Source organism: Burkholderia sp. 28_3 (genome assembly GCF_003253915.1).
Taxonomy (GTDB): domain Bacteria; phylum Pseudomonadota; class Gammaproteobacteria; order Burkholderiales; family Burkholderiaceae; genus Burkholderia; species Burkholderia cenocepacia.
This window is the reverse complement of record NZ_QKZF01000013.1, coordinates 154,794-179,035: the sequence shown is the minus strand read 5'-3', so window position 1 is coordinate 179,035 and position 24,242 is coordinate 154,794. Positions and strand designations below refer to the sequence as shown.

Here is a 24,242-nt window from a genome sequence, read left to right as displayed (position 1 = left end):
TTTTCGCCTGGCGCTCGTCCCGCCGCTTACACCAGCGCGCCCAGCTCGCGCAGCCGCGCCTCGGTCGCCGCCGCGCTCGTGTGATGAATGCCGTGCCAGCCGAGCGCCGTGGCGGCCGCCGCGTTCTTCGCGTTGTCATCGATGAACACGAGTTCGTGCGACGCGATGCCGGGCAGGTGCGGCTCGATCCGCGCGTGCATCTCGCGGTAGATCGCCGGATCGGGTTTCACGAGCTTCACGCGGCCCGACACGACGATGTCCTTGAACCGGCGCAGCACCGGGAAGTTGTCCCATGCATACGGAAACGTCTGCGCGGACCAGTTCGTCAGCCCGAACAGCGGCATTCCCTGCGCGTCCAGCCGGTCGACGAGGGCCGCGCCTTCTTCGAGCACGCCGCCGATCATCTCGTGCCAGCGCGCATAGAACACGCGGATCAGCGCTTCGTGCTCGGGAAACTTCGCGACGAGTTCGGCCGTGCCTTCCTCGATCGTCTGCCCGCCGTCCTGACGGACCACCCAGTCCATCGCGCACACGTGCGTGAGGAACCAGCGGCGCTCGGCGTCGTCGGGAATCAGTTCACGGTAAACGTACTCGGGGCTCCAGTCGATCAGCACGCCGCCGAAATCGAACACCACTGCCTTGATCGTCATGCGAACTCCGTAGCGAGCACGTCCGCGAGCGGACGCGGCGTCACCGCGTTGCCCGACAGCGAATTGTTGTTCCAGATGAAGTGATGGTGCGCGACGATCTGCGCCGCCGACAGGTGGACGCGCTCGTTCGTCGTGTGCAGGTCGGACACGACGGTCGTCCGGTAGCCGAGCAACGCGGCGCGGCGTGCGGCCGAATCGACGCAGAACTCGGTCGCATAGCCGCAGATCAGCACCGAGCGGATGCCGTGGCGATCGAGCTGCGCCGCGAGCGGCGTGTCGTGAAACGCGTCGCTCGCCTGCTTGCGCACGCGCCAGTCGTCGCGACCGACGACCAGCCCCGCATGCAGTTCCCAGCCCGGCGTGCCGGGCACGACGTCGTCGTCCGCGTCGCCGTCGTGCTGCACGAAGCACACCGGCGCGTTCGCCGCGCGCGCCGCCGCCGTCAACCGGTTGATGCCCGACACCACGTCGTCGAGCCGGTACGCGGGCCGCGCCCGCTCCACCAGCCCGCGCTGCATGTCGACCACGATCACCGCAGTGTCCGCCATTGCCTGCCCTCGCTGTTATTGTCCGGCCGTCGTTCGATCGCTGTCCGATCGCTGTCCGATCGCGATCAGCCGCTATCCGGCCCTGCCGCGCGTTGCGTCAGATCGGCTGCGTGCGCGCGTCGAGCCACGCCTTCGCGTCGCCGCTCACATGCCGGCCGACGCGCTCGCGCACCGTCGCGTGATACGTGTTCAGCCACGCGCGCTCTTCGTCGTGCAGCATCTCGATCAGCACGCAGCGCGTGTCGATCGGGCACAGCGTCAGTGTCTCGAACGCGAGGAAATCGCCGAATTCCGTCTGCCCGGCCGCGCGGTTCACGACCAGGTTCTCGATCCGGATGCCCCACTGGCCCGGACGGTACACACCCGGCTCGATCGACGTGATCATCCCCTCTTCCATCGCCGTGTACGGCTCGGCCGGCGCGTAGTGCGAGATCACCTGCGGGCCTTCGTGCACGTTCAGGAAGTAACCGACGCCATGCCCGGTGCCGTGGCCGTAGTCGAGCCCGGCCGCCCACATCGGCGCACGCGCGATCGCGTCGAGCATCGGCGAGCGGATGCCGCGCGGGAAGCGGGCGCGCGACAACGCCATCATCGACTTCAGCACGATCGTGAAATCGCGCCGCTGCAGGTCGCTGACGGTGCCGACCGGCACGACGCGCGTGATGTCGGTCGTGCCCGTCACGTACTGGCCGCCCGAATCGATCAGCAGCAGGCCGTCGCCGGCGATCGTCGCGTGCGACTCGCGCGTCGCGTGGTAGTGCGGCATCGCGCCGTTCGCGTTGAAGCCGGCGATCGTCGCGAAGCTCGCCGACACATAGCCGGGGCGCCGCGCGCGCGCGGCCGTGAGCTTCTCCTCGATCGTCAGCTCGGTGATCGTTTCGCGATTGACGGCCTGTTCGAACCACGCGAAGAATTCGGCGAGCGCGGCGCCGTCATGCTCCATCGTCACGCGCACGTGCTCGATCTCGGCGGTCGTCTTGCGCGACTTCGCGAACGTCGACGGATTCACGGCCTCGACGAGCTTCACGCCGGCCGGCACGGCCTCGAGCGTGCCGAACGTCACGCGGCGCGGGTCGATCAGCAGCGTCGCGCCGTCCGGCAGCGCCGCGAGCGACGCACGCGCGGCGTCGTAGGCGCGGACGTCGACGCCATCCTGCGCGAGCGACGCGGCCAGCGCCGGCGGTACCTTGCCGTCGGCGACGAACAGCGTCGCGCGATCGGTGCCGATCATTGCGTGCGCAACGAATACCGGATTGAAGTTGACGTCGGCGCCGCGCAGGTTGAACAGCCACGCGAGATCGTCGAGCGTCGACACGAAATGCCACTGCGCGCCTTGCGCGTGCATCGCGCGGCGGACGTCGGCCAGCTTGCTCGCGCGCGTCGTGTCGGCCTGCGGCGCCACGTGCTCGAACACCGCATCGCCGGGCAGCCCCGGCCGCTCGGGCCAGATCGCATCGAGCAGGTCGACGTCGGTACGCAGCGCGATGCCGCGCGCACTCAACGCGGCCGTCAGCCCGCGCGCGGCCGCGACGCCGAGCACGGCGCCGTCGACCCCAACCGTCGCGCCCGCCGCCACGTTCTGCGCGAGCCAGTCGACGTGCGGCGCGCTCTGCTGCCCGCCCGTCATCTTCATCAGTTGCACGCCCGTGCCCGCCAGTTCGGCGTCGGCCTGCACCCAGTAGCGGCTGTCGACCCACAACCCCGCGAAGTCCGCGGTGACGACCAGCGTGCCGACCGAACCCGTGAAGCCGGACAGCCAGCGGCGCGCCTGCCAGCGTTCGGGCAGGTATTCGGACAGGTGGGGATCGGCGGACGGCACGAGATAGGCGGCCAGGTTCTCGCGGACCATGGCGTCGCGCAATAGCGCGAGACGGGCCGGCACCGGCGAGACTTCGGGGAGACGGGCATTCATGATTTCACCTGAGAGCATTCAGCGACGGGCCGACAGCGCGACCGTCACGGCTACGGCGAGGAACGCGACGCCGGTGCAGACCGGCCATTCGAGCGTCTCGCCATCGTAAAACAGTCCCGAGAGATTGCCGACCATGCGGGCGGCGGCCGCGCCCACGATGCCGACGAGCACCGCGATCCACCACGCCGGCCGGCCCGTGCGCCGCATCGGATGCAGCCAGCGGCCGAACAACCCGACGGCCGCTCCCAGGACAAGGATTCCAAACCAGTTCATTCGACGCCTTCTATAAATTCAGATTCGTCCCATAGGCGTGAACGTTGCCAGCGGCTAGCATCGATTCATCCATCGAACCCGAGACCAGCCGGGCGCCGCGAACATTCGAGTGTAGGGGCCGACTCGACGTTATGGCAAGCGCACACCGGCTGCCGTATTGAAGAAATTCTCATGCGAATCGCGCTGATCGATCCGGAGTCGCGTCACACCGCACTCCTGAACCGCCTGCTCTTTGCCGGCGGTCACGTGTGCCATGCTTTTCCATCCAGCGCCGCTTTCTTCGAGTGGCTCGCCGCCGACAACACCTGCGACATGCTGGTCACCGGCCACTGGGCCGGCGATCAGCCGGCGCAGGAAGTCATTCCGCGCGCGCAGGCGGTCCTGCCGGGATTGCCGGCCATCGCCGTGATGCAGTCGGCACGCGAAAGCGAAATCGTCTCGTGCCTGCACGCGGGCGCCGACGATTGCCTCGTGCGCCCCGTGAGCGGGCCCGAGCTGCTCGCGCGCGTCAACGCGCTGAGCCGGCGCGCCGGCGTTCGCCGGCCGCCCACCCGCTCGCGCGAAATGTACGGCGAATACGCGTTCGACGCCACGCACTGCCTCGTGCGTTTCGGCGACGCAATCGTTTCACTCACGCCGAAGGAGTTCCGTTTCGCGCAGTTGCTGTTCACGAACCTGTCGCGGCCCGTGTCGCGCGCCCATATCCTCGAAACGGTATGGGCGCGCCGCCGCGACATGAAGTCGCGCACGCTCGATACCCACGCGTCGCGGCTGCGCAGCAAATTGCAGTTGCTTCCGGAGCGCGGCTACCGGCTGCTGCCGCTCTACGGCTTCGGCTACCAGCTTGACCGCGTACCGATCGAGCCCCCAAATTCGCGCCCCCGCCACGCTGATGCCCGGTATGCGGCGAGTGAGGAAATCGCTGAAACGCTATAATATGGGGCTAAACGATAGCCCTCGATATGCAACTCCTCACGATCGGAATCAACCACCACACTGCGCCTGTCGCCCTGCGCGAACGCGTGGCGTTTCCGCTCGAGCAAATCAAACCGGCTCTCGTCACGTTCAAGAACGTGTTTCTCGGCCCGCAGGCGCCCAATACGCCCGAAGCGGCGATCCTCTCGACCTGCAACCGCACTGAACTGTATTGCGCGACCGACGATCGCGCGGCCCGCGAAGGCGCGCTCCGCTGGCTGTCGGAGTATCACCGGATTCCGGTCGACGAACTCGCGCCGCACGTCTACGCGCTGCCGCAGTCGGAAGCGGTCCGGCACGCGTTCCGCGTCGCCTCCGGCCTCGATTCGATGGTGCTCGGCGAAACCCAGATTCTGGGCCAGATGAAGGATGCCGTTCGCACCGCGACGGAAGCCGGCGCGCTCGGCACCTATCTGAACCAGCTGTTCCAGCGCACGTTCGCGGTGGCGAAGGAAGTGCGCGGCACGACCGAAATCGGCACGCAGTCGGTGTCGATGGCCGCGGCCGCGGTGCGCCTCGCGCAGCGCATCTTCGAAAAGGTGTCGGATCAGCGCGTGCTGTTCATCGGCGCGGGCGAAATGATCGAGCTGTGCGCGACGCATTTCGCCGCGCAGGGCCCGCGCGAACTCGTCGTCGCGAACCGCACGGCCGAACGCGGCCAGCGGCTCGCCGAACGCTTCAACGGCCGCGCGATGCCGCTGGCCGACCTGCCCACCCGCATGCACGAATTCGACATCATCGTGTCGTGCACCGCGTCGACGCTGCCGATCATCGGCCTCGGCGCGGTCGAGCGTGCGGTGAAGGCGCGTCGTCACCGGCCGATCTTCATGGTCGACCTCGCGGTGCCGCGCGACATCGAGCCCGAAGTCGGCAAGCTGAAGGACGTGTTCCTGTACACCGTCGACGATCTCGGCGCGATCGTGCGCGAAGGCAACGCGTCGCGTCAGGCCGCGGTCGCGCAGGCCGAAGCGATCATCGAAACCCGCGTGCAGAATTTCATGCAATGGCTCGACACGCGCAGCGTCGTGCCGGTGATCCGTCACATGCATACGCAGGCCGACGCGCTGCGCCGCGCCGAAGTCGAGAAGGCACAGAAGCTGCTCGCACGCGGTGACGATCCGGCCGCCGTGCTCGAAGCCCTGTCGCAGGCGCTGACCAACAAGCTGATCCACGGCCCGACGAGCGCGCTCAACCGCGTCAACGGCGCCGATCGCGATTCGCTGATCGACCTGATGCGCGGCTTCTACCAGCACGCGCCGCGCTCGAACGACCAGTCCGGCCACTAGCGCCGGCCGGTCGCCCTGCCGCCGGCCGCGCATTGCCCTGCCGCCGGCCTATCCTTTCCGAATACCCTTGCCCGGGAGCGCCGCTCCACACCATGAAGACGAGCATGCAACGCAAGCTCGACCAGCTGTCCACACGGCTGGCCGAACTGAACGACCTGCTGAGCCGCGAAAACGTCACGGCCGACCTCGACCAGTACCGCAAGCTGACGCGCGAACATGCGGAACTCGGCCCGGTCGTCGAGCAATACGCGTTATGGCGCCAGTCGCGCAGCGACGAGGCGGCCGCGCAGGAACTGCTCGCCGATCCGTCGATGCGCGATTTCGCGGAAGACGAAATCCGCAGCGCACGCGAGGGCATGGCGCGCCTCGAGACCGAGCTGCAGAAGATGCTGCTGCCGAAGGATCCGAACGACGACCGCAACATCTTCCTCGAAATCCGCGCGGGCACGGGCGGCGACGAATCGGCGCTGTTCGCGGGCGACCTGCTGCGCATGTACCTGCGCTTCGCGGAACGCCAGCGCTGGCAGGTCGAAATGATGTCGGAGAGCGCGTCGGATCTCGGCGGCTACAAGGAAGTGATCGTGCGGATCGCGGGCCAGGGTGCGTATTCGCGGCTGAAGTTCGAATCGGGCGGCCATCGCGTGCAGCGCGTGCCGGCCACCGAGACGCAGGGGCGCATCCATACGTCCGCGTGCACGGTCGCGGTGATGCCGGAAGCCGACGAGATCGGCGAGGTCGAGATCAATCCGGCCGACCTGCGCATCGACACGTTCCGCGCGTCCGGCGCGGGCGGCCAGCACATCAACAAGACCGATTCGGCGGTGCGCGTCACGCACATCCCGACCGGGATCGTCGTCGAATGCCAGGACGATCGCTCGCAGCACAAGAACAAGGATCGCGCGCTGAAGGTCCTCGCCGCGCGCATCAAGGACAAGCAGTATCACGAGCAGCATGCGAAGGAAGCCGCGACGCGCAAGAGCCTGATCGGCTCCGGCGACCGTTCGGAACGCATCCGCACGTACAACTTCCCGCAGGGCCGGATGACCGACCACCGGATCAATCTGACGCTGTACCGGCTCGAGGCGATCATGGACGGCGATCTCGACGAACTGATCGGCGCGCTCGTCACCGAGCACCAGGCCGAGCTGCTCGCGTCGCTCGGCGAAGCCGACTGAGGCCACGATGCCCGACACCACCGCCGACGCCCTGCTGCGCGCCTCGCCGCTCGACCCGGTCGATGCACGCGTGCTGCTCGCGCACGCGCTCGGCTGGACCCGCACACAACTGATCACGCGCGGCGACGCGCCGCTCGACGCGGCCGCGGTCGAACGCTACCGCGCACTCGAAGCGCGCCGCGTCGCCGGCGAACCCGTCGCGCAACTGGTCGGGATGCGCGAGTTCTTCGGCCGCCCGTTCGACGTGACGCCCGACGTGCTGATCCCGCGCCCTGAAACCGAGCTGCTCGTCGAAGCCGCGCTCGATGCGATCGACGGGCTGCCGCACGCGGCCGTGCTCGACCTCGGCACCGGCAGCGGCGCGATCGCCGTGTCGATCGCGGCCGAGCGCCCCGATGCACGCGTGTGGGCGCTCGACCGTTCGCCGGCCGCGCTCGCGGTCGCGCAACGCAACGCCGACAAGCTGCTCGACGCGCAGCGCCCCGGCGGCCCGCTGCACTGGCTGCAGAGCGACTGGTACGCGGCGCTCGATCCCGCGCTCGCGTTCGATGCGATCGTCAGCAACCCGCCGTACATCGCGCAGCACGATCCGCATCTCGCCCAGGGCGACCTGCGTTTCGAGCCGCGCGGCGCGCTCACCGACGACGCCGACGGCCTCAGCGCGATCCGCACGATCGTCGCGGGCGCCGGCGCCCATCTGAAGCCGGGCGGCACGCTCTGGATCGAGCACGGCTACGACCAGGCCGAAGCCGTGCGCGCGATCCTGGTGTCGCACGGCTTCGTCGCGGTCGAATCGCTGACCGATCTCGCCGCCATCGAACGCACGACCGGCGGCCGCCTGCCGGGCTGATGCCCGGCCCGCCCGGTTGAAATCCGCTATCATTTCGATCTAACGCCCCGCAAACGCAAGGTCAGTCATGGACACCCAACAACGTATCAAGCAAATCGTCGACGAAAACCAGGTCGTGCTCTTCATGAAGGGCAACGCGCAATTCCCGATGTGCGGCTTCTCGGGCCGCGCCGTGCAGGTGCTGAAGGCCTGCGGCGTCGACCAGTTCAAGACCGTCAACGTGCTCGAGGACGACGAAATCCGCCAGGGCATCAAGGCCTTCTCGAACTGGCCGACCATCCCGCAGCTCTACGTGAAGGGCGAATTCATCGGCGGCTCGGACATCATGATGGAGATGTACCAGTCGGGCGAACTGCAGCAACTGTTCGCCGCCGCGTAACACGCGGCACCCGTCCCCCTTTCGATGGCATCTTCCAGCGCGCCGCCACGCCGGCTGATCGTCGCGATCACCGGTGCCACCGGCGCGATCTACGGTGTGCGGCTGCTCGACCTGCTGCGCGCCGCCGGCGGCGTCGAAACACACCTGCTGATTTCGAACGCCGGCTGGCTCAACATCCAGCATGAACTGAAGCTGCCGAAGGCCGACGTCGAAAGCCGTGCGGACGTCGTGCATTCGGTGCGCGACGTCGGCGCGACGATTGCGTCGGGCTCGTTCGCGACCGATGGCATGGTGATCGCACCCTGCTCGATGAAGACGCTCGCGAGCGTCGCGCACGGGCTGTCCGACAATCTGATCACGCGCGCGGCCGACGTCACGCTGAAGGAGCGCCGCCGTCTCGTGCTGATGGTGCGCGAAACGCCGTTCAACCTCGCGCATCTGCGCAACATGACCGCCGTCACCGAAATGGGCGGCATCGTCTTTCCGCCACTGCCGGCGTTCTATGCGATGCCGAAGACGATCGAGGAACTCGTCGATCAGACCGTCACGCGCGTGCTCGACCTGTTCGCGCTCAGCGCGCCGCTCACGACACCGTGGGCCGGCATCCGGCACGCGCAGTAAGTCACGTCTCTTCTGCGCGCATCTCCGCCGATCCTCACCACAACTCCGTCGATTCCACGCCTTCCGATGCCAGTCGGCAGTCGGAAGTCCGCTGTCGCCACGATTATCAACAACCAGGCGTCAATCAAATTCCAGCGTGCCGATTTATCAATGCGTGGTGCACGCCTATAGTCACAGGCAAACTCTTTCGCAGGTCACCACCATGAACCGCTTGCCTTCGCTGTACCTGTCCCACGGCGCCCCGACGCTGCCGATCGACCCGGCGCTGCCGTCCGGCGCGTTCACGCACCTCGGTGCCGAATTGCCGCGCCCACGCGCGGTACTGATGCTGTCCGCGCACTGGGGCACGCAGCGGCCGGTCGCGAGCGTCGCCGCGCATCCGGACACGATTCACGACTTCTACGGTTTCCCGCAGGCGCTGTACGACATCCGCTATCCGGCGCCGGGCGCGCCCGACGTGGCCGAACGCGCGGCCGCGCTGCTCAACGCAGCCGGCATCGCGACCGCGACGACCGAACACGGCCTCGATCACGGCGCGTGGGTGCCGATGCTGCTGATGTTTCCGGAAGCCGACGTGCCGGTCGCGCAACTGTCGATCCAGCCGCGCGCGGACGCCGCGCATCACTTCGCGCTCGGCCGCGCGCTACGGCCGCTGCGCGACGAAGGCGTGATGGTGATCGGCTCGGGGCAGATCACGCACAACCTGCGCGCCGCCGATTTCGGCGCCGCGCCCGAGGATGCGGACCCGCGCGTCGCGGAATTCACCGACTGGTTCGAGGCGAAACTGGCCGCACGCGACATCGACGCGCTGCTGGACTACCGCCGGCAGGCGCCGCACGCGGCGCTGATGCATCCGACCGACGAACATCTGCTGCCGGTCTTCACGGCGCTCGGCGCGGCGGACGACGACTACCGGCTCGGCATCCAGTCGCTCGGCACTTACCAGCGCGTGCTCGCGATGACGAACTACGTGTTCGCGAGCGCCGGCGCCTGAACCTGAACGGGGGCGCCACCGCCGGGCCAGTAAAAAGCCCGCCCGAGCATCGCTCGGGCGGGCTTTTTTCGCTGCATCCTGCCGCCGCCGAATCCGGCGGCAGGTCAGGCGTCAGGCACCGACCCCTTCGAGGATCTCGTCGTGCGACTCGCGCTCGTCGAGATACTGGGTCCGGTAACCGGTATTCACGCCCCAGAAGTAGAACACCAGCGAGATCGCCGCGACGACCAGCATGTCCCAGCCGTACGGCAGCAAGCCATAACCGCCGAATTCCTTGCTGCCGATCAGCGACAGCACGGCCATCGTCGGCAGGTACGCGACCAGCCACCATGCGGCCTTCAGGTCGGCGCCCCAGCCGGTCCAGCCCGACTTCGCCTGGAAGAAGAAGTACACCGGCAGCGCAACGATCATCAGCAGGATGATTTCACCCGTCAGCGGCCACTTCGCCCAGTACAGGATCAGCGACGCGCACACGAACGCGAACGGGGCGATCAGCTTCATCAGCGGAATCGACAGCGGGCGCTCGATGTCGGTCGCCGAGCGGCGCAGCGCCATCAGGCTGATCGGGCCGGTCAGGTACGAGATCACCGTCGCCACCGAGATCACTGCCGCGAGCGAGCTCCAGCCGCGGAAGAAGAACAGGAAGATGAACGACACGAGCAGGTTGAACCACATCGCCTGGCGCGGCACGCCGTAGATCGGGTGCACGTTGCCGAACATCTTCGGCATCGTGTTGTTGCGCTCCATCGCGTAGATCATGCGGGTGGTCGTCGCCATGTAGGTCGTACCGGTGCCGCTCGGGCTGATGAACGCGTCGACGTACAGCAGGATCGCGAGCCAGTTCAGGTTCAGCGCGATCGCGAGTTCCGCGAACGGCGACGAGAAGTTGAAGTGCGCCCAACCCTTCGCGACGTCGGCCGGGTTCACCGAGCCGATATAGGCCATTTGCAGCAGCACGTAGATCACGAGTGCGAGCAGGATCGACGTGATCACCGCGAACGGCACGCTGCGCGCCGGATTGCGCGCTTCACCGGCCAGGTTCACCGGGCTCTGGAAGCCGTTGAACGCGAACACGATGCCGCTCGTCGCGACCGCGGTCAGCACGGCCGACCAGCCATACGGCGCGAAGCTCGTATTCGACGCGGTGCCGAGGTTCTCCGCGTGGAAGCTCGTCAGCATCAGGCCGAGGATCGTGAGGCCCGGAATCAGGAACTTGAAGATCGTGATCGCGGTGTTCGCCCGCGCGAAAGCCTTCACGCCCCAGTAGTTCAGCAGGAAGTAGACGACGACCAGCACGGCCGACAGCAGCAGACCGAGAGTCTGCAATTCGCCGTTCACGAATAACGCATGCGCCCACGGATACGGCCACGTGCTCATGTACTGGATCGACGCTTCCGCCTCGATCGGGATCACGGATACGATCGCGATCCAGTTGGCCCACGCGCTGATGAAACCCACCAGCGAACCGTGCGAGTACCGCGCGTAACGCACCATGCCGCCCGACTCGGGGAACATCGCGCCCAGTTCCGCATACGTCAGCGCAATCGCCAGAATCACGACCGCGCCGATGATCCATGCGCAGATCGCCGCCGGACCGGCGATCTTCGCGGCTTTCCAGGCACCGAACAGCCAGCCCGAGCCGATAATCGAACCCAGCCCCGTCAGCATCAATGCAAACGGGCCGATGTTCCGTTGAATAGAACTCTTCACATCCTCTCCTGTGTCTCAAAAAGCATGGTCGGCCTGCGGTCCGGGATCGGCTCGGACAGCACCGCGCACGCATTCTTGGGGGGACGGTCAACCCGATCGGGGCAACCCGTCCACGCGGCGCGTAGTTTAACGGTTGCACCTCGAACGTGGCGCCAAAATCGATCGGCCCCTACAAAAAATTCGCATCGCTTGCAAGCTTTGTAAACCCGATCTCCGCAATAACCCTGAGAGCATGGGAATACGGTTGACCATCAGACCGATTAGCCGTATAAAGGACTTCGCAGGATTTCAAGTGGCGAGTGAATTGGTTCTTTCGTAGTTCGCCCATCAACGGTACTCCGGTTGGTCCTATTACCCCTTCCTTGATTTTCCGCACCCCATGGGCTTCGGCCCCGTTTTATCTTTTTAGGAACAAGTAACATGGCAACCGGTACCGTCAAGTGGTTCAATGACGCAAAGGGCTTCGGCTTCATCACCCCGGAAGGCGGCGGCGACGATCTGTTCGCGCACTTCTCGGAAATCCGCGTCGAAGGCTTCAAGACGCTGCAAGAAAACCAGAAGGTTGAATTCGAAGTGAAGACGGGCCCGAAGGGTCTGCAAGCTGCGAACATCCGTCCGGTCTAAGCTTGGCGCGATAATTCGTGTAAAAAAGCCCCGCTTCGGCGGGGCTTTTTGTTTTTGTGCGCCGGTCGTCCGGCATGGCGGCTTATAGCCGCCCGCGCCGCTCAGCCGAACAGGCGCTGCGCGTGAATGCCGAGCCCCGTCGCGACACTCGCCAAGCGATCGCCGAACACCGGCTGCGCATCCGGAAACGCGCCGGCGAGCGCACCCGACAGGAACGCGAGCCCCGTCGAACCGCCGGTGAAATACAGCGCACCGACGTCACGCGGTGCGACGCCCGCGAGCCGCACCGTTTCGCGTGCGGCATCGACGATGCGCGCGGTATCGTCCTGGCTCGCGTCGACGAGGCGATCCGCGTCGAACGCGATCAGCAGATCCTCTTCCACGTCGTTCAGGTCGATCATCGTCTCCCCGCCCGCCGCGACACCGATCTTCGCCTCTTCCGCGCGCGCCATCAGCGCATGCCCGAGCCGCTGCTCGACCACGCTCGTGAGCCGGTCGTACTGCCGCACATCCTGGTACAGGTGCTTCATCAGCTTCAGCTCGCCGACGCGCTTGGGCGTGTAGACGGTATTGATCAGGTGCCAGGTCGCGAGATCGAAGTAGATCTTGTTCGGCAGCTCGCGCCCTTCCGGGTCGAGCGAACGGTAGCCGAACGCGGGCAGGATCGCCGCCAGCTCGACCCGCCGGTCGTAGTCGGTGCCCGCGACGTGCACGCCGTGGTGCGCCAGCACGTCGTCCTTGCGTTCGAGCCGCGCCATCCGCTGCGGGCCGACGCGCACCAGCGAGAAGTCGGACGTGCCGCCGCCGATGTCGGCGACGAGCACGAGACGCTCGGCCTGCTGGCGCGACTCGTAGTCGAACGCGGCGGCGATCGGTTCGTACTGGAAGTGAACGTCCGCGAAGCCGACCGAGCGCGCGGCCGCCTCGAGCTGATCCTGCGCGAGCCGGTCGGCGCGCGGATCGTCGTCGACGAAGAACACCGGCCGGCCGAGCACCGCGCGGCCGATCGGCGCGCCCGCGCGCGCTTCGGCCTTGCGCTTCAGGTGCGTCAGGAAGCGCGCGATGATGTCGGTGTAGGCGATCGCGCTGCCGTCACCGAGATCGGTCGTCGTTTCCGCGAGCGGCGAGCCGAGGATGCTCTTCATCGAGCGCATCAGCCGGCCGTCGAAACCGTCGATATAGGAGGCCAGCGCCGCCCGGCCATATTCGACCGTCTCTTCGTCGTTGTTGAAGAAGATCGCGGTGGGCAGCGTCAGGTGGTCGCCCTCGACGGGCGCGAGGCGCATGCCATCGCCGTCGGGCAGCGCCACGGCGGAATTGGACGTGCCGAAATCGATCGCGCAGTAAGTCATGGGAAATTGCCGCAGCAGGGCCGGCGCGAAAACGGAAAGGACGGGCTTTTTAACATGAAGCCCGCGGGATCACAACCGGGGCCGGCCAGCGGCGCCGCGCAACGGGCGCCCGGTGGCGACGGCGCGCGCCGTGGCGCGCCGCGAACATGCGCGGACAGGATGCGCGACGCAGCCTGCCCGCCCGCGGGATCAGGCTGCCGCGTCGAAGCTCTTCTTCCACGCACCCGCGTAGACGACTTCGCCGATCGCATGGCGCGTACGCGGCGCCTTCTCGCGATCGCGCAGCACGGGATCGAGCTTGTCGACGTTGCCGTAGTGGCCGAGCGAGATGATCGACACGATCGCGACGTCCGCCGGAATCGCGAACGCGTCGCGGAATGCCTTCGGGTCGAAACCGCTCATCTGGTGCGCGGCGAGGCCCAGCGCGTGCGCCTGCAGCACCAGCGACATCGCGGCAGCGCCGGCGTCGTACAGCGCGGTCGGCGCCGGCTCGCCCTTCGGCGTGAGCGTGTGCGCGGTGACCGCGATCAGCACCGGCGCCGGTGCATTCCAGCCCTGGTTGAACGGCACCAGCGTCGCGAATGCGCGCTTGAACGCGTCTTCGTCCTGGGTGCGATCGAATACGATGAAACGCCACGGTTGCGCGTTGTACGCGGACGGGGCCCAGCGTGCCGCTTCGAGCACCGCGTGGAGATCGCCGGCGCTGACGGGCTCATCCGAATACGCGCGCGGGCTCCAGCGGCCCGCGATCAGATCGTGAATCGAAACAGTGGTGGGAGCAGGTTTGACGGACATGCGGTTCCTCGCTGACATCGATGAAGGGGCGCGAACGCCCGGCGAACCGCAAGCATACCCGCTTGAGCGACAGCGCGCCCGATCCCGCCGCGCTATGCAAATCTGCGTGCGTGCAATGGCCGGCCGCGGCGGTGCGGCCGGCCGGTCCGCCGCGATCAGGCCGCCTGCGCGGCCGCGCGCGACGGGCCGCGGTTGATCCGCAGCACGATCAGCGCGCCGACGATGCACAACCCGCCCGAGATCATCGACGCGATCGTGTAGGTGCCGAGGCTCGCGCGCAGCAGCCCGGCACCGAGCGCCGCGAATGCCGCGCCGAGCTGGTGGCCGGCGACGATCCAGCCGAACACGACCGGCGCCGCGGCCTTGCCGAACACGTCGGTCGCGAGCCGCACGGTGGGCGGCACGGTCGCGATCCAGTCGAGCCCGTAGAACATCGCGAACAACGGCAGCCCGAAGAAATCGATCCCGAACGCATGCGGCAGGTAGATCAGCGACAGCCCGCGCAGCCCGTAGTACCAGAACAGCAGCACGCGATTGTCGTAACGGTCCGACAACCATCCCGACAACGTCGTGCCGAACAGGTCGAACACGCCCATCGCCGCGAGCAGCGACGCGCCCTGCACCTCGGTCATCCCGTAGTCGCTGCACATCGCGATCAGGTGCGTGCCGACATAGCCGTTGGTGCTCGCACCGCAGATGAAGAAGCTGAAGAACAGCAGCCAGAAATCGCGCGAGCGGCTCGCCATCAGCAGCGTGCGGAACGCGACCGCGAGCGGATTCTCCTTCGTCGCGTCCGGCGCGGGCGGCGCATCGGCCGGCTCGCCGTACGGGCGCAGCCGCACGTCGGCCGGCCGCTCGGGCAGCAGAAACGCGACGAGCGGAATCACGATCGCGGCCGCCACCGCGACGACCAGCACGACCGGCCGCCAGCCGTGGCGCTGCGCGATCGCCGCGAGCATCGGCAGGAACACGAGCTGGCCGGTGGCCGTGCTCGCGGTCAGAATCCCCATCACGAGGCCGCGCCGCGCGTGGAACCAGCGCGTGACGAAGGTTGCGGACAGCGTCAGCGCGACGACGCCCGTCGAACAGCCGACCATCAGCCCCCAGATCACGACCATCTGCCAGCTCTGCGTCATCATCGACGACAGCGCGACGCCCGCGCTCATCGTCACGAGCGCGGTGAGGATCGTCGGGCGCAGCCCGAAGCGCTGCATCGCGGCGGCCGCGAACGGGCCCGTCAGGCCGTACAGTGCGATGTTCACCGAAATCGCCAGCGAAATCGCCGCGCGGCTCCAGCCGAGCTCGCGTTCGAGCGGCACCATCAGCACGCTCGGCGTCGCGCGCGTGCCGGCTGCCGCCAGCAGGATCAGGAATACCACCGCCGCCGCGAGCCATCCGTAATGGAAGCGCCCGCCGATTCGTGTCACTGCCCAGTTCATCTTCATGTTCTCCAGTTGACGGTTCCGGTGTCGTCGCACCCGCTCCGTCCCAACCAGGCCACCTCCGCCGCGCATTTCAACATCGGCTGACCCGGGCCGACGCTTGGCATTCGTCTGTTGATCCGGCCGCGATTGTTACCGACCGGTCACAAGTGTGTTGCGATCGTAGTGACCAGTCGGTAACATGTCAAGCAATTCACCACGAAGTCGAGGGTCATCATGTCGGGCATCGAGGTCGCCAAACCGCCGGCACGGCGCACGCGCCGGCCGATCGACGGCGCCACCGCGCAGGAGCACCTGCTGCGCGCCGCCGAGGAGCTGTTTTACAAGGAAGGCGTGCGAACGGTCGGCGTCGAGGCGGTGGTGGAGCGCGCGGGCGTCAACAAGATGAGCCTGTACCGCCAGTTCTCGTCGAAGGACGAGTTGATCCTCGCGTATCTGGAACGGATGGACGCGTGCTTCTTCGAGCGGCTCGACACGAGCGCCGCGAAGCATCCGGGGCAGCCGAAGGCGCAGCTGATCCAGTACTTCGTCGATCTCGCCGAACGCGCGACGCAAAAGGACTATCGCGGCTGCCCGTTCGTCAACGTGGCCGCCGAATTCCCGGACGCGTCGCATCCGGCGCGCGAACGCGTCGCGCAGAACAAGGAACAGCTGATGAAACGGCTCGTCGCGCTGTGCGAAGGCGCCGGCGCGCGACAGCCGAAGGCGCTCGCCGATGCGCTCGCGCTGGTGGTCGAAGGCATTTATGCGGCGAGCCAGACCTATCGGCACGGCGAAACGCCGATCGGCACCGCGCCCGCGCTCGTCACGCAGCTGATCGAAGCCGCCTGCGCGTGACGGGCCGCGCCCGCCCGTCGCCGGCGTGCCCGCTACAATGCGGCCCTCGCCGCTCCTCCGCCCGACTGGTATCACGATGACCGACACCCGCCCCGACTCGCACGACGACATTCTCGCCGCCACGCGGCACTGGCTCGCGCGCGCGGTGATCGGGCTCAACCTGTGCCCGTTCGCGAAAAGCGTCTATGTGAAGGAACAGGTGCGCTACGCGATCAGCGAAGCGACGACACTCGAAGACGCGCTCGCCGAACTCGAAACCGAGCTGCGCTTGCTCGACGCGGCGGACCCGCAGCAGATCGATACGACGCTCGTGATCTACCCGCATGCGTTCGCCGATTTCGTCGACTACAACGATGCGCTGTTCTTCGCCGAGCGGCTCGTTCAGCAATTGCGGCTCGACGGCGTGCTGCAGATCGCGAGCTTCCATCCGCAATACCAGTTCGACGGCACCGAACCCGACGACATCGAGAACTACACGAACCGCGCGCCGTATCCGATCCTGCACCTGCTGCGCGAGGACAGCATCGCGCGCGCGGTCGACGCGTTTCCGGACGCGTCCGCGATCTACGAAAAGAATCAGGAAACGCTGCGCCGCCTCGGCCACGCAGGCTGGCGCGAATGGATGCGCCGGCCGGGCGACGACGTGTGACACGGCGTGTCACGTGCGGCGTGCAACGTGCGGCGCGGGCGCCATGCCCGCGCACGCGCGCCGTCAGCCTTCGGCCGGCTCGACGGCGACGTCGCTCGCCGGAGCGGCTTGCGCGACGAAGAAGCGCTCGTTCAGCTCGGCGAGCCCGAACATCCCGAGGATCTCGTTCAGCCGCTCGCCGGGGCGCCGGCGCGGCAGGTTCTTGTACTGCGCGATGATCAGCTCGTTCTTCATCGAATGCTCCCAGCCGACCAGTTCGGTCACGCTGACCTGGTAGCCGTGCGCTTCGAGCTGCAGGCAGCGCAGCACGTTGGTGATCTGGCTGCCGAATTCGCGCGTATGCAGCGGATGGCGCCACACCTCGGTCAGCGCATTCGCGAGCGACTTGCCCTTGTTCTTGCGCAGCACGCCCGCGACTTCCGCCTGGCAGCACGGCACCAGCACGATGTGCTGCGCGCGCTTCGCGAGCGCGAAGCGGATCGCGTCGTCGGTCGCCGTGTCGCACGCGTGCAGCGCGGTGACGACGTCGACCGTGTCGGGCAGCTGCGGCGACGTGATCGAATCGGCGACCGACAGGTTCAGGAACGACATGCCGCCGAACCCGAGCCGGGCGGCGAGCTCGGTCGAGCGCGTGACGAGTTCCTCGCGCGTCTCGATGCCGTACACGTGCGACGCGAACGCCGGCGTGCCGTGCCCCGGCTGCTGCTTGAAGAACAGGTCGTACAGGATGAAGCCGAGATACGACTTGCCGGCGCCGTGATCGACGAGCGTCACGTGGCCTTTGTCGGCCTGCACGCCGGCGAGCAGCGGCTCGATGAACTGGAACAGGTGATAGACCTGCTTCAGCTTGCGGCGGCTGTCCTGGTTCAGCTTCCCGTCGCGGGTGAGGATGTGCAGTTCCTTCAGCAGCTCGACGGACTGCTCCGGGCGGATTTCGTGGGTCTTGTTCGACATCGTGAAGCGCCGCCGGGCCACGGTCGGTCGACCACGGCCCGGCGGCGGAAATTCGTGAGGAATGGCGACAGTTTACCGAAAATACGCGGTCAGGCCCGGGCGCCGAGCCGCCACAGCGACGTGATCTCGGCACGACGCGCCGCATGCAGCGGATCGTCGGCGTCCGTCGACTTCGGGTGCGCGGGACGGATGTCGTCGCGGCCGAGCACGACGAGGCCGGCTTCGTCGATCCATTGCAGCAGGGTTTCACGCGGCCGCAGGCCGAGATGCTCGGCGAAATCGGACAGGATCAGCCAGCCCTCGCCGCCCGGCTCCAGATGCGCGGCCAGCCCCGCGAGGAAACCGCGCAGCATGCGGCTGTCCGGATCGTAGACCGCGTATTCGATCGGCGCGCTCGGCCGGGCCGGCACCCATGGCGGGTTGCAGACCACGAGCGGCGCACGGCCGGGGGGAAACAGGTCGGCCTCGACGATATCGACGTGGCCCGCATGACCGAGCCGCGCGACGTTCTCGCGCGCGCAAGCGAGCGCACGCGGATCCTGATCGGTCGCGACGATATGCTCGACGCCGCGCGAGGCAAGTACCGCGGCCAGCACGCCGGTACCCGTGCCGATGTCGAACGCGAGCGACGTCGCCGGCAGCGGCGCGCGTGCGACGAGCTCGACGTATTCGCCGCGCACCGGCGAGAACACGCCGTAATGCGGGTGGATCGGCGCGCCGCCGAGCGCCGGGATCGGCACGCCCTTCTTGCGCCACTCATGCGCACCGACGAGCCCGAGCAGTTCGCGCAGCGACACCACCGACGGCGCGCCGCCGGGGCCGTACGCTTCCTCGCAGGCCGCGCGCACGTCGGGCGCGCGGCGCAGCGGGATCGTGTAATCGGCGTCGAGCGGGATCAGCAGCATGCCGAGCGTGCGGGCGCGCTGCGATTGCGCGAGACGATGCAGGTTGAACGCATCGACGCCGGCCGCGGCTTTCGCCTTCTTCGGCTTGCGTTCGACACGGCGCGCCATCGCCTGCACGAGCTGGCGTGCATTCTGGAAGTCGCCCTGCCAGACGAGCGCGGTGCCCTCGCACGCGAGGCGGTAGGCCGCGTCGGCGGTCAGGCGGTCGTCGGCGGGCACCGCGCGCTTCGGCGGTTGCACGCCGGCTTCGGAGCGCCAGCGCACGGCATGATCGACGCCGTCGGCGTCGGTCCAGTGGAAAACGGGGGAATCGGTCACGCGAACTCGGTTACGGTTGGCTCAGCGGCAGCGAGAATTCGCCGCGCGGACCACACCATACCGCGCTTTGCCCGACCCGGCAAAACAGGCGCCGCGACAATCGCCCGGAAGCGTTCATCGCGGCGCAATCTCGTCAATCAGGCGAGATCGACGGTTTCCGCAATGGGTGCATCGCGCTTGACGGCCGCGATGCCGTTCTCGCGAGCCTGCACGCTGCTGTACGTCTCGCTCGTGCCGATGACCTGGTGGTTGGCCGCCTTCAGATTGAACATGGGCTCACCGTTGTGGGCGAGCTTCCGTTCGTAACGCTCGTCGAGCGGCGCGTTTTCCCGCACGGACGCGATCCCGTTCCTCGCGCCGCTTTTCTCCTCGTACCGCTCGCTCGCGAGGATGATTTCCCCGTTCGCCGACTTCAGGTGGAAGTAGTACTGGCCGTTCGTGGCCTTCTTGAGTTCGAATTTTGCCGCCATGGCGTTCCCCTAAAAAGAATGTCCGACCCTCGGACATCGGCAAGTGTAAGGGGCATGCCGACAAAAATCGACATTTCGCGGAGATAAGCATTAAAGACTGTCAAATAGTGAATTTTCAGACACATTTGACCGACGTTGAATCCGGCCGAACGATTTAGCCGCCCCATCCCGGCATGGTCGGCAGGCGCAGCGTGCCCGCGTCGTTGAAGCGCACCGTGCCCAGCACGCTGCCGGCGAGCCGGCCACGCAACGCATACGGCAGTTCGCCGTTCGCGGCCGCGCCGGGCAGGTTCCACGCCTGCCGTGCGGCAGCGAAAGCCGACACCGACACGGGCACGTCGAGCACGGCCTCGCCGAACCGCGGCACGGTGCCCGCCCGGTCGCTGACCCCGCTCGCGAACGGCGCGCCGTTCAGGTCGAGCGCGACCGAGATGCCGTCGTAGTCGATCGGCGCATCGTTCGGATTCTGCACGCGCAACTTCAGGCTGAAGCGCATCTCGAGACCCTGCCCGACCAGCGGGTCGAGTCCGGCGACCGACACGCGCACGGGCTCGCGCGTGAGCGCCGCGCAACCGCCCAGCACGAACACGGTCGCGAACAGCAGCAGCACGGCGCGCAGCGGCGCGATACGGAACAGGGCGCATGGCATGGGGAGGCCTCCTCGTGGCGATCGGTGAACGGGTCGTCGACGCATTGTACCGACCATGCAGCCTCTCGCCGGACTTCGTAGTTTTCGTGGCGCCGGCAGATCGTTAATAGATTAAAACTACGAAATTTCCGGCTAAACGGAAAGCGCATTAATGACTTTCAGCATTGAATGAAGCGCTCGGAATTCAATAGATGCTCTTTCTAAATTTTTCGTTTCCTTTACCCAAAACCATCAAGTATATTTACGCATCCTTGGAGCAAGCCGACAAACCTTGAAGCCGCATGACGGCGAATTTACGGGACGGCGACACGCTGTCCTTCCGTCCTGCGGCCTGGCCCGGCCAGCCCCGTAGGTCGTCGGTTCAAAGGGATTGCGCGCCTGCGCCGGGCGTGCTGCCCCGTGTCGTGCGCGCGAAATCAATTCAGTACAACACGCGCCCGGCCATTTTGAACCGGCAAGTTAACCGACATCCGGAAATCCAGAGGGGGCAGTAAACCATGATTACCTTCACGTAGTCGGCCGCCGTCTTTTCGAATAATCCGTCATTGGCATTTTTTCGCTGTTGATTAAACGGCGAGGGGATTGCTTTTTGCCGGCGTTTTCGCAGCACTGAACGATTCTTTCAACAATCGAGGTTTCAGTCATGTCGATCCATATTCGCAAGATGCGTTATCTGCCGCTCGTCGCCGCACTCGCGCTCGCCGGGTGCGGCGGCGACGACGGCGGTGCGGGCTCCGCTTCCGCGCTCAGCTCCGCCGGCGCGCCGCATACGGGCTCGTCGCCCACCGTCGCCGCGCCGCCGAGCGCATCGAACGTCGACAAGAGCGTCTCGCCCGTCGAATTGCCGGACACCGTGGTGCCCGTGAACTACCGGCTGTGGTTCCGCCCGAACGAAGCGCTGAACGCGTTCGACGGCCGCGCCGACGTCGAGATCAAGGTGCTCAAGCCGGTCAACAACATCGTGATCGCCGGCCACCGGATCAAGTTCACCAACGGCCGCATCACGCTGCAGCCGGGCAACATCCAGCTGATCGCGACGCCGCAGGACAAGGGCGACTTCTATCAGCTGCGCCCCGTGAGCGGCTCGATCTCGCCGGGCAACTATTCGCTGCACATGGAGTGGTCGGGCATCATCAACTTCAAGTCGTATGACGATCCGGTCAACCACACGGGCGGCAGCTGCGGCGACGATCCGTATCCGGGCTGCTCGGCCGCGGAAGGCGTGTTCCGCGTCGACCTGAAGGGCACCGACGGCAAGACGAGCGGCGCGATCCTGACGCAGGGCGAAACCAACCTGTCGCGCCAGTGGTTCCCCGGCTGGGACGAGCCGGCGTTCCGCCCGACCTATGAAGTGACGGCCGAAGTGCCGCAAAGCTGGCGCGTCGTGTCGAACGCGGCCGAGAAGCCGTCGACCAACGTCGGCGGCGGCTACAAGCTCGTGCAGTTCGAGAAGACCCCGCCGATGCCGTCGTACCTGCTGTTCTTCGGCGGCGGCATGTTCGACACCTACGAGGACGACTTCACGAGCCCGCTGCCGGGCGGCAAGGGCGGCCTGCACCTGCGCGTGTTCACGCCGCCGGGCATGAGCGAGTGGGCGAAGCCGGCGATGGACCGCACCAAGCAGGCGCTCGACTACTACTACCGCTACACGGGCATCCCGCTGCCGCTCACGAAGTTCGACACGGTGGCCGCGAACGATGCGTTCAAGGAGCAGAAGGACCTGAACTTCGGCGGGATGGAGAACTGGGGCTCGATCCTCGAGTTCGCCGACGACATCCTGCCGCAGCCGGGCCAGCCGATGTCGCACTACGGCAACGAGGTGCTGACGCATGAAGTGGCGCACCAGTGGTTCGGCGATCTCGTGACCACCGACTGGTGGGACAACGTGTGGCTCAACGAATCGTTCGCGACGTTCTTCGAGACGAAGACGACGATCCAGTTCTTCCCCGACGAGTTCAGCTGGCTCGACCAGGTGAAGAACAAGTATCGCGTGATCAATCGTGACATCGGCCCGAACGCATTCCCGGTCGCGCCGAACTTCAACGACTGGGCGTCGAACGACTTCGTGCTGAGCGCCAGCGCGTTCACGTACGACAAGGGCGGCCACGTGCTGAAGACGCTCGAGAACTATCTCGGCGAGCAGACGCTGCGTAAGGGCCTGCAGCAGTACCTGGTCGACTACTCGTTCGGCAACGGGACGCCGAAGCGTCTGTGGGATGCGCTGTCGAAGGAAAGCGGCCAGGCGGTCGGCCCGATCGGCGACAGCTACGTGCGCCAGACCGGCGTGCCGCTGATCTCGCTCGACACGCAATGCGACCTGACGAAGAACCAGACGGTCGTCACGCTGAAACAGCAGCCGTTCCCGAACAAGAACGCGTATCCGGGCCTGCAGTGGACGGTGCCGCTCACGCTCGCGTACGGCCAGGGTCTCGCGAAACGCACGACGCTCGCGCTGAAGGACACGCAGACGCAGACGCGGATCGACGGCTGCACGGGCGTGGTCGCCGACCCGAGCGGTCTCGACTACTACGTCGTGAACTACAGCGACGCGGCCTGGAGCGGGCTGCTCACGCAGATCAACAGCTCCACCGATCCGGTGCTGCTGGCGAACCTGAAGAGCGAAGCGGCGCTGCTCGTCGCGAACAACCTCGCGCCGGCTTCGCGCTCGACGTCGATCGGTTCGGTCGCTTCGCCGGCCGCGATGAAGCTGCGCCAGACGCCGAGCTTCGGCGGCATCGAACCGGTGACGAAGCAACGCCCGGCCCTGCAATACCAGGGCATCTTCAAGCCGCGCAAGGTAGTCACGCAGTAACGGTGCGCGTCCGGCCGGTGCCGCGCGACCCGCGGCGCCGGCCGGCGTACCGGTTTCTCCGACCTGTTGACGGGCCTCGCATGCGAGGCCCTTTTTTCATGGGGCGCGGCGTTCACCCGTCGTCACGCCCACGCGGCGTCCCACGCCGGCTGCGCGAACCACGTGGCGAGGAACGCGACGAGCCGCGACGTGCGCGCACTGCCGCGCGCCTGCTGACGCAGCACGTGGATCGTCGCCGGCTCGGGCGCCGCCGCGTACTGCGGCAGCAGCGCGCGCAACCGTCCGTCGCGCAGCGCGTCCGCCGCGAGCCAGGTCGGCAGATGCGCGAGACCGAGCCCGTCGATGGCCGCCTCGAGCAACGCTTCCGAATGATTGCTGCGAAACCGCGGCTGCGCCGGCACGTGACGGCGCTCGCCGAAGCGCCACGCGCCGGGCGGCGGCGCGCCATGCCATGCGAGACAGTCGTGGCCGGCGAGCGCGTCGGGCGATGCGGGCTCGCCGCGCCGGGCGAGGTAGGCCGCGCTCGCGCACAGCACGCGCCGCTGCGGCGCCAGCACCGTCGCGACGAAACGCGTGTCCTCGAGCGGGCCGATGCGCACCGCGAGATCGACGTCGGAACCCAGCCGCGCGCCCTGCAGGTCGACCATGCTGTCGGTCAGCACGAGGTCGACCTGCAGCGCCGGATAGCGCTGCATGAACGCGGCCAGCGCGGCCATCAGGTGCCGCCGGCCGAAGGGCGCCGGGCAGTCGACGCGCAGCAGCCCGCCCGGTTCGTCGTGCTGGCTGTGCAGGTCTTCCTGCAATCCGCGCAGCTCGGCCAGCATTCGGGTCGCGCGCCCGTACAGCAGTTGCCCGGCCTCGGTCGGCCGCAGCGCGTGCGTGGTGCGATGCAGGAGACGGATGCCGAGCTGCGTCTCGAGCCGGTCGATGCGCCGCGTGACCGACGACGCGGCGACGCCGAGCCGGCGCGCGGCCGCCGAGAAGCTCTGCTGGTCGACCACGTCGACGAACAGCGCGAGGTGCGGGGAAAGGAAGTCGTCCATTCGTGAGCCTGTGGATGGG

Annotated in this window: 24 protein-coding genes; 11 read left to right on the top strand and 13 right to left on the bottom strand. The window is 67.1% G+C overall.

Annotated elements, in window-relative coordinates:
• Positions 1 to 26: 26 nt before the first annotated feature.
• The 4 genes from DFS13_RS25200 to DFS13_RS25185 form a co-directional block, all read right to left on the bottom strand.
• The gene (locus DFS13_RS25200; protein ID WP_111442239.1) at positions 27 to 650 is read right to left on the bottom strand and encodes an HAD family hydrolase; all 624 of its coding nucleotides are present in this window, start codon (positions 648 to 650) and stop codon (positions 27 to 29) included.
• The gene (locus DFS13_RS25195; RefSeq protein WP_006482082.1) at positions 647 to 1,198 is read right to left on the bottom strand and encodes a cysteine hydrolase family protein; all 552 of its coding nucleotides are present in this window, start codon (positions 1,196 to 1,198) and stop codon (positions 647 to 649) included. Before DFS13_RS25195 ends, DFS13_RS25200 begins: the two co-directional genes overlap by 4 nt.
• 97 nt (positions 1,199 to 1,295) lie before the next feature.
• Entirely contained in the window at positions 1,296 to 3,110 is a 1,815-nt protein-coding gene (locus DFS13_RS25190; RefSeq protein ID WP_034201063.1) for an aminopeptidase P family protein, read from the bottom strand.
• Positions 3,111 to 3,128: 18 nt separating this feature from the next.
• On the bottom strand, positions 3,129 to 3,383 hold the full coding sequence (locus tag DFS13_RS25185) for a hypothetical protein (RefSeq protein WP_006477062.1): 255 nt from the start codon (positions 3,381 to 3,383) through the stop codon (positions 3,129 to 3,131).
• Between the two features lie 171 nt (positions 3,384 to 3,554).
• Between DFS13_RS25185 and DFS13_RS25180 the strand changes: the two genes are divergently transcribed.
• From DFS13_RS25180 to DFS13_RS25150, 7 genes are all read left to right on the top strand, one after another.
• On the top strand, positions 3,555 to 4,319 hold the full coding sequence (locus DFS13_RS25180) for a response regulator transcription factor (protein WP_006494404.1): 765 nt from the start codon (positions 3,555 to 3,557) through the stop codon (positions 4,317 to 4,319).
• A 26-nt stretch (positions 4,320 to 4,345) separates the two neighbouring features.
• Complete coding sequence (gene hemA, locus DFS13_RS25175; RefSeq protein ID WP_006482047.1) at positions 4,346 to 5,644, top strand: glutamyl-tRNA reductase; 1,299 nt, start codon at positions 4,346 to 4,348, stop codon at positions 5,642 to 5,644.
• A gap of 92 nt (positions 5,645 to 5,736) precedes the next feature.
• Complete coding sequence (gene prfA / locus DFS13_RS25170) at positions 5,737 to 6,819, top strand: peptide chain release factor 1 (RefSeq protein WP_006494405.1); 1,083 nt, start codon at positions 5,737 to 5,739, stop codon at positions 6,817 to 6,819.
• Between the two features lie 7 nt (positions 6,820 to 6,826).
• A complete protein-coding gene (prmC, locus tag DFS13_RS25165; protein ID WP_048986034.1) occupies positions 6,827 to 7,669 on the top strand; it encodes a peptide chain release factor N(5)-glutamine methyltransferase in 843 nt (280 codons plus the stop codon).
• Between the two features lie 67 nt (positions 7,670 to 7,736).
• Positions 7,737 to 8,048 (top strand): Grx4 family monothiol glutaredoxin, encoded by a 312-nt coding sequence (gene grxD, locus DFS13_RS25160; RefSeq protein WP_006477066.1) that lies wholly within the window; start codon positions 7,737 to 7,739, stop codon positions 8,046 to 8,048.
• 24 nt (positions 8,049 to 8,072) lie between these two features.
• Positions 8,073 to 8,669, top strand: coding sequence for a UbiX family flavin prenyltransferase (locus DFS13_RS25155; RefSeq protein ID WP_006482052.1), 597 nt, complete (start codon positions 8,073 to 8,075; stop codon positions 8,667 to 8,669).
• Between the two features lie 202 nt (positions 8,670 to 8,871).
• Positions 8,872 to 9,663 (top strand): class III extradiol ring-cleavage dioxygenase, encoded by a 792-nt coding sequence (locus DFS13_RS25150; protein WP_048986033.1) that lies wholly within the window; start codon positions 8,872 to 8,874, stop codon positions 9,661 to 9,663.
• A 111-nt stretch (positions 9,664 to 9,774) separates the two neighbouring features.
• Here DFS13_RS25150 and DFS13_RS25145 read toward each other — a convergent pair whose 3' ends face one another.
• The gene (locus DFS13_RS25145; RefSeq protein WP_006482046.1) at positions 9,775 to 11,373 is read right to left on the bottom strand and encodes an APC family permease; all 1,599 of its coding nucleotides are present in this window, start codon (positions 11,371 to 11,373) and stop codon (positions 9,775 to 9,777) included.
• 420 nt (positions 11,374 to 11,793) lie between these two features.
• Here DFS13_RS25145 and DFS13_RS25135 point away from each other — a divergent pair, with 420 nt between their 5' ends.
• Positions 11,794 to 11,997, top strand: coding sequence for a cold-shock protein (locus DFS13_RS25135; RefSeq protein WP_006477070.1), 204 nt, complete (start codon positions 11,794 to 11,796; stop codon positions 11,995 to 11,997).
• Positions 11,998 to 12,098: 101 nt separating this feature from the next.
• Here the strand turns inward: DFS13_RS25135 and DFS13_RS25130 are convergent, their stop codons facing one another.
• The 3 genes from DFS13_RS25130 to DFS13_RS25120 form a co-directional block, all read right to left on the bottom strand.
• Entirely contained in the window at positions 12,099 to 13,349 is a 1,251-nt protein-coding gene (locus DFS13_RS25130) for an Hsp70 family protein (protein ID WP_006494125.1), read from the bottom strand.
• A 189-nt stretch (positions 13,350 to 13,538) separates the two neighbouring features.
• The gene (locus DFS13_RS25125; RefSeq protein ID WP_006482064.1) at positions 13,539 to 14,144 is read right to left on the bottom strand and encodes a nitroreductase family protein; all 606 of its coding nucleotides are present in this window, start codon (positions 14,142 to 14,144) and stop codon (positions 13,539 to 13,541) included.
• A gap of 155 nt (positions 14,145 to 14,299) precedes the next feature.
• Positions 14,300 to 15,583, bottom strand: coding sequence for an MFS transporter (locus DFS13_RS25120; protein ID WP_012492315.1), 1,284 nt, complete (start codon positions 15,581 to 15,583; stop codon positions 14,300 to 14,302).
• A 219-nt stretch (positions 15,584 to 15,802) separates the two neighbouring features.
• On the opposite strand from DFS13_RS25120, the gene DFS13_RS25115 reads away from it, so the two are divergent.
• The gene (locus DFS13_RS25115; protein ID WP_006481919.1) at positions 15,803 to 16,423 is read left to right on the top strand and encodes a TetR/AcrR family transcriptional regulator; all 621 of its coding nucleotides are present in this window, start codon (positions 15,803 to 15,805) and stop codon (positions 16,421 to 16,423) included.
• Positions 16,424 to 16,499: 76 nt separating this feature from the next.
• Entirely contained in the window at positions 16,500 to 17,072 is a 573-nt protein-coding gene (locus DFS13_RS25110; RefSeq protein ID WP_060263506.1) for a DUF1415 domain-containing protein, read from the top strand.
• 63 nt (positions 17,073 to 17,135) lie between these two features.
• On the opposite strand, the gene DFS13_RS25105 is transcribed toward DFS13_RS25110, so the two are convergent.
• The 4 genes from DFS13_RS25105 to DFS13_RS25090 all read right to left on the bottom strand — a co-directional run bounded on the left by DFS13_RS25105 (position 17,136) and on the right by DFS13_RS25090 (position 20,368).
• Positions 17,136 to 18,026, bottom strand: coding sequence for an SAM-dependent methyltransferase (locus tag DFS13_RS25105; protein ID WP_111442243.1), 891 nt, complete (start codon positions 18,024 to 18,026; stop codon positions 17,136 to 17,138).
• 89 nt (positions 18,027 to 18,115) lie between these two features.
• Positions 18,116 to 19,249, bottom strand: a complete 1,134-nt coding sequence (locus DFS13_RS25100; protein WP_006494412.1) for a class I SAM-dependent methyltransferase — start codon at positions 19,247 to 19,249, stop codon at positions 18,116 to 18,118.
• A gap of 137 nt (positions 19,250 to 19,386) precedes the next feature.
• The gene (locus DFS13_RS25095) at positions 19,387 to 19,719 is read right to left on the bottom strand and encodes a YegP family protein (RefSeq protein WP_034201067.1); all 333 of its coding nucleotides are present in this window, start codon (positions 19,717 to 19,719) and stop codon (positions 19,387 to 19,389) included.
• A gap of 154 nt (positions 19,720 to 19,873) precedes the next feature.
• Positions 19,874 to 20,368, bottom strand: coding sequence for an LEA type 2 family protein (locus DFS13_RS25090; RefSeq protein ID WP_060263508.1), 495 nt, complete (start codon positions 20,366 to 20,368; stop codon positions 19,874 to 19,876).
• A 643-nt stretch (positions 20,369 to 21,011) separates the two neighbouring features.
• Here DFS13_RS25090 and DFS13_RS25080 point away from each other — a divergent pair.
• Complete coding sequence (locus tag DFS13_RS25080) at positions 21,012 to 23,180, top strand: M1 family metallopeptidase (protein WP_006481916.1); 2,169 nt, start codon at positions 21,012 to 21,014, stop codon at positions 23,178 to 23,180.
• A 122-nt stretch (positions 23,181 to 23,302) separates the two neighbouring features.
• Here the strand turns inward: DFS13_RS25080 and DFS13_RS25075 are convergent, their stop codons facing one another.
• A complete protein-coding gene (locus tag DFS13_RS25075) occupies positions 23,303 to 24,223 on the bottom strand; it encodes a LysR family transcriptional regulator (protein WP_006481915.1) in 921 nt (306 codons plus the stop codon).
• Positions 24,224 to 24,242 lie beyond the last annotated feature (19 nt).

Bases quoted from the DNA above. Each gene is read 5' to 3' on its own strand.
- DFS13_RS25200 (WP_111442239.1), bottom strand. From the start codon at position 650: ATGACGATCAAGGCAGTGGTGTTCGATTTCGGCGGCGTGCTGATCGAC.
- DFS13_RS25195 (WP_006482082.1), bottom strand. From the start codon at position 1,198: ATGGCGGACACTGCGGTGATCGTGGTCGACATGCAGCGCGGGCTGGTG.
- DFS13_RS25190 (WP_034201063.1), bottom strand. From the start codon at position 3,110: ATGAATGCCCGTCTCCCCGAAGTCTCGCCGGTGCCGGCCCGTCTCGCG.
- DFS13_RS25185 (WP_006477062.1), bottom strand. From the start codon at position 3,383: ATGAACTGGTTTGGAATCCTTGTCCTGGGAGCGGCCGTCGGGTTGTTC.
- DFS13_RS25180 (WP_006494404.1), top strand. From the start codon at position 3,555: ATGCGAATCGCGCTGATCGATCCGGAGTCGCGTCACACCGCACTCCTG.
- hemA (WP_006482047.1), top strand. From the start codon at position 4,346: ATGCAACTCCTCACGATCGGAATCAACCACCACACTGCGCCTGTCGCC.
- prfA (WP_006494405.1), top strand. From the start codon at position 5,737: ATGAAGACGAGCATGCAACGCAAGCTCGACCAGCTGTCCACACGGCTG.
- prmC (WP_048986034.1), top strand. From the start codon at position 6,827: ATGCCCGACACCACCGCCGACGCCCTGCTGCGCGCCTCGCCGCTCGAC.
- grxD (WP_006477066.1), top strand. From the start codon at position 7,737: ATGGACACCCAACAACGTATCAAGCAAATCGTCGACGAAAACCAGGTC.
- DFS13_RS25155 (WP_006482052.1), top strand. From the start codon at position 8,073: ATGGCATCTTCCAGCGCGCCGCCACGCCGGCTGATCGTCGCGATCACC.
- DFS13_RS25150 (WP_048986033.1), top strand. From the start codon at position 8,872: ATGAACCGCTTGCCTTCGCTGTACCTGTCCCACGGCGCCCCGACGCTG.
- DFS13_RS25135 (WP_006477070.1), top strand. From the start codon at position 11,794: ATGGCAACCGGTACCGTCAAGTGGTTCAATGACGCAAAGGGCTTCGGC.
- DFS13_RS25130 (WP_006494125.1), bottom strand. From the start codon at position 13,349: ATGACTTACTGCGCGATCGATTTCGGCACGTCCAATTCCGCCGTGGCG.
- DFS13_RS25125 (WP_006482064.1), bottom strand. From the start codon at position 14,144: ATGTCCGTCAAACCTGCTCCCACCACTGTTTCGATTCACGATCTGATC.
- DFS13_RS25120 (WP_012492315.1), bottom strand. From the start codon at position 15,583: ATGAACTGGGCAGTGACACGAATCGGCGGGCGCTTCCATTACGGATGG.
- DFS13_RS25115 (WP_006481919.1), top strand. From the start codon at position 15,803: ATGTCGGGCATCGAGGTCGCCAAACCGCCGGCACGGCGCACGCGCCGG.
- DFS13_RS25110 (WP_060263506.1), top strand. From the start codon at position 16,500: ATGACCGACACCCGCCCCGACTCGCACGACGACATTCTCGCCGCCACG.
- DFS13_RS25105 (WP_111442243.1), bottom strand. From the start codon at position 18,026: ATGTCGAACAAGACCCACGAAATCCGCCCGGAGCAGTCCGTCGAGCTG.
- DFS13_RS25095 (WP_034201067.1), bottom strand. From the start codon at position 19,719: ATGGCGGCAAAATTCGAACTCAAGAAGGCCACGAACGGCCAGTACTAC.
- DFS13_RS25090 (WP_060263508.1), bottom strand. From the start codon at position 20,368: ATGCCATGCGCCCTGTTCCGTATCGCGCCGCTGCGCGCCGTGCTGCTG.
- DFS13_RS25080 (WP_006481916.1), top strand. From the start codon at position 21,012: ATGTCGATCCATATTCGCAAGATGCGTTATCTGCCGCTCGTCGCCGCA.
- DFS13_RS25075 (WP_006481915.1), bottom strand. From the start codon at position 24,223: ATGGACGACTTCCTTTCCCCGCACCTCGCGCTGTTCGTCGACGTGGTC.